Below are 3,293 nucleotides of genomic sequence, written 5' to 3'. Positions count from 1 at the left end.
CAACGTCCTGCTGCGTTACATCCATTTTTCAGTGACCATTCGAAAGAGGCTCATATTCTAGGCTGGCTAGAGCTTGTCTGGCCGCTGCCGCTGATTGCTGCGGGAATCTTTGGCAGCGAAGCGTTGGGTGGTCTGGGTGGCGTAAGTCTGGCTTCTCAGGTGATTGGTACGGTTGCAGGTATTGCTGTTGCTCTGGTGGGTGGCTTCATCGTTTATGGTGTGATCAAGGCCCTTGTTGGTTTGCGTTTGGATGAAGAACAGGAATACAACGGTGCTGACCTGAGTATCCATAAGATCGAATCCACGTTCGTTGATTGATACGTAACATTGCGAGACAAAAAAGCCGACGATAGTGTTGGCTTTTTTATGCCTGAAGTTTGGCTGTCTACATCTTGAGATGAAGTGGGTGTGGGTGTTCCCTTGGAGTGCGATTTCGATGCCTGATAATCAGCAGTCCAAGACCCAGGGTTATAGCTGCGTAGCCTGCACAGTGTGTCATAGTGGCCTCTGTGTGGCTTTGTAGCAGTATGCCAATAAGGATGTAGATAAATGGGATCGCTTCGTAGAGCGGTTCTGGTAGTAAAGAGGCTTCATGCCAGGGTAGATATCGATGGGGCTTCAGTGGTGTGCGTAGCGAGTCTGCGCGACGACTCTGGGAGCGCATAATCCAGATGGCTGATCCGCTACTGTAGAGAATGCCGCCCGAAATCGCCTGCAGAAGGTCGGTGGGGAAAATGATATTCATGGCCCCAAATACAAGGCAGAAATAAGGCAAAGACTCATAGAGAGGCTTGGGCAGCACGGGTGAAAATCTCCATACAATATACAGGCTTACAAATGAGCCGTAAGTGTAGGAGAGAATTTTAAAAAAGCACAAAAAAGCCACCGCAAGGGTGGCTTTTTTTGATGCAGCGCAGCGTTTTATTCAGGATAGTCGCGCTTGCTTGGGCCAGTGTATAGCTGACGCGGACGACCGATCTTGTTCGGGCTGCTGTGGAACTCGTTCCAGTGAGAGATCCAGCCAATAGTGCGGGACAGAGCGAAGATCACTGTAAACATAGTGGTTGGAATACCAATTGCTTTCAGGATGATGCCGGAGTAGAAATCTACATTCGGATACAGTTTGCGCTGTACGAAGTAGTCATCTTCCAGTGCGATCTGTTCCAGACGCTTAGCGATTTTCAGCAACGGATCATCGTCGATACCCAGTTCGTGCAGTACTTCGTCACAGGTCTTCTTCATGACTTTAGCGCGAGGGTCGAAGTTGCGGTATACGCGGTGACCAAAGCCCATCAGGCGGAAAGAATCATCAGGATCTTTCGCACGTGCTACGAACTCTTCGATCTTGGATTCGTCACCAATCTCTTCAAGCATCGTCAGTACAGCTTCGTTGGCGCCGCCGTGTGCAGGACCCCAAAGTGCAGCGATACCGGAAGCGATACATGCGAATGGGTTGGCACCAGAGGAGCCCGCCAGACGCACGGTGGACGTAGATGCGTTCTGCTCGTGGTCTGCGTGAAGCAGGAAGATTTTGTCCATAGCTTTCGCCAGAACCGGGCTAGGCTTGTACTCAGCGCAAGGTGTGCCGAACATCATGTGCAGGAAGTTCTCTGCGTAGCTCAGATCGTTGCGAGGGTACTGGAACGGCTGACCGATGGAGTACTTGTAGCACATTGCTGCAATGGTCGGCATTTTCGCTACCAGGCGGTATGCGCAGACTTCACGGTGATGTGCGTTATCGATATCCAGAGAATCGTGGTAGAAGGCAGACAGTGCACCTACGCAGGCAACCATGATTGCCATCGGGTGAGCGTCGCGACGGAAACCGTTGAAGAAGTGGTTCATCTGCTCGTGAACCATGGTGTGGTTCTTAACGATATTGACGAACTTGTCTTTTTCTTCAGGGGTTGGCAGTTCGCCGTTCAGCAGCAAGTAGCACACTTCCAGGTAGTCAGAGTGTTCTGCCAGTTGTTCGATCGGGTAACCGCCGTGTAAGAGCACACCTGCACCACCGTCGATGTATGTGATCTTGGATTCACATGCAGCGGTAGATACGAAACCTGGGTCATAAGTGAAGCGGCCGCTACCAGTCAGTGGGCGTACGTCAACAACGTCGGGGCCTTCTGTGCCTGTATAGACAGGGAGTTCGATTGCTTCATCCAGACCGTCGATGGTCAAACGTGCTTTCTTATCAGCCATTACAGGCTCCTATCATTTTGTTAGTTATATGGATGACTTAACGCATTAAGACATCTCTTTATTTTGATTTAGGCGACTAAATCAGAATCACTTGTTGGAGTTTGCCCAATATAAAAGGCACACCCAATATAGAGTCTGCGAAGCGTTTGTCAACGCAGACCAAGGGTTGCTTTATTGCATCGCAGCAATTCATGACAAACTTTTAACAATTTTTGTTCTTTTGCTGAATAGGAATTTAGTTGTATTTCTGTGTGGTTAACCCCTGCAGACCTAGACAAAGGGCGTAGACCGGGAGTGTCGCGTTGTATTGTGGTTACGAAATGCTTATACTCTCGCACCGAAGTTTATGTGCCTTAAAAGCGCTACAAGTGCCGAATTAAAGGGACGTGAGCTTTTTGGACGAGGTACTTATCTTTATAGCACTTCCTAGCAACCATGCCCTGCAAGAGGGCAGCAAAGTGTGACAAGAGCCGTGAATAAGAAAAGACCTGTAAACCTAGATCTGCGAACAATCAAACAGCCGCTTCCGGCGATTACATCCATTCTGCACCGTGCGACCGGCGTAGCACTTTTTGTTGCTGCTGCGTTCATGATGTATGCACTGGGTCTGTCTCTGGAATCAGAAGCTGGCTTCAACGAAGCCGTTGAAATGTTCGAGAATGGCTTCCTTGCGAAGCTGATTGCGTGGGGATGTGTATCAGCACTGCTGTATCACTTCTTTGCGGGCATCAAACACCTGGTAATGGATTTTGGCCACTGTGAAGAACTGGAAAGTGGTCAGAAAGCAGCGAAGGTAACTCTGATTATCAGCGTTGTAGCAATCCTTCTGGCGGGAGTATGGATATGGTAACTAGCATTACTAGCTTTGGCCGTAGTGGCCTGTATGACTGGATGATTCAGCGCGTTACCGCGGTTGTTCTTGCAGCATACACCGTTTTCATGATCGGTTATCTGGCGTTTGGCGCCGAGCTGACTTATGAAATGTGGAGTTCGCTGTTTGAAGGCACAGCGATGCGCATCTTTACCCTGCTGGCACTGCTGTCTATGGCAGCACACGTATGGATTGGCCTGTGGTCTGTATCTACTGACTACAT

Annotated in this window: 4 protein-coding genes and 1 pseudogene; 3 read left to right on the top strand and 2 right to left on the bottom strand. The window is 49.5% G+C overall.

What is annotated here, in order from left to right; translation table 11 throughout:
• Positions 1-318 (top strand): annotated as a pseudogene (locus ABYW01_RS17390) (hypothetical protein); the annotation flags it as partial.
• 67 nt (positions 319-385) lie between these two features.
• On the opposite strand, the gene ABYW01_RS17385 reads toward ABYW01_RS17390, so the two are convergent.
• Together ABYW01_RS17385 and gltA are read right to left on the bottom strand one after the other, a co-directional pair.
• Positions 386-745 (bottom strand): hypothetical protein, encoded by a 360-nt coding sequence (locus ABYW01_RS17385; RefSeq protein WP_372835181.1) that lies wholly within the window; start codon positions 743-745, stop codon positions 386-388.
• Between the two features lie 176 nt (positions 746-921).
• Entirely contained in the window at positions 922-2,199 is a 1,278-nt protein-coding gene (gene gltA, locus ABYW01_RS17380; protein WP_372835179.1) for a citrate synthase, read from the bottom strand.
• 472 nt (positions 2,200-2,671) lie between these two features.
• Between gltA and sdhC the strand changes: the two genes are divergently transcribed.
• The gene (gene sdhC / locus ABYW01_RS17375; protein ID WP_372835176.1) at positions 2,672-3,049 is read left to right on the top strand and encodes a succinate dehydrogenase, cytochrome b556 subunit; all 378 of its coding nucleotides are present in this window, start codon (positions 2,672-2,674) and stop codon (positions 3,047-3,049) included.
• On the top strand, positions 3,043-3,293 hold a 251-nt coding region (gene sdhD / locus ABYW01_RS17370), incomplete at its 3' end, for a succinate dehydrogenase, hydrophobic membrane anchor protein (protein WP_372835174.1). The genes sdhC and sdhD, both read left to right, overlap by 7 nt.

It is taken from the genome of Pontibacterium sp. (assembly GCF_041587635.1).
Lineage (GTDB): Bacteria > Pseudomonadota > Gammaproteobacteria > Pseudomonadales > Balneatricaceae > Pontibacterium.
The sequence above is the reverse complement of the archived record's forward strand: the minus strand, read 5'-3'. Positions and strand labels throughout refer to the sequence as shown.

What these genes read in the sequence shown, in the direction of transcription:
- ABYW01_RS17385 (WP_372835181.1), bottom strand. Translation starts at nt 745, where the DNA reads ATGAATATCATTTTCCCCACCGACCTTCTGCAGGCGATTTCGGGCGGC.
- gltA (WP_372835179.1), bottom strand. Translation starts at nt 2,199, where the DNA reads ATGGCTGATAAGAAAGCACGTTTGACCATCGACGGTCTGGATGAAGCA.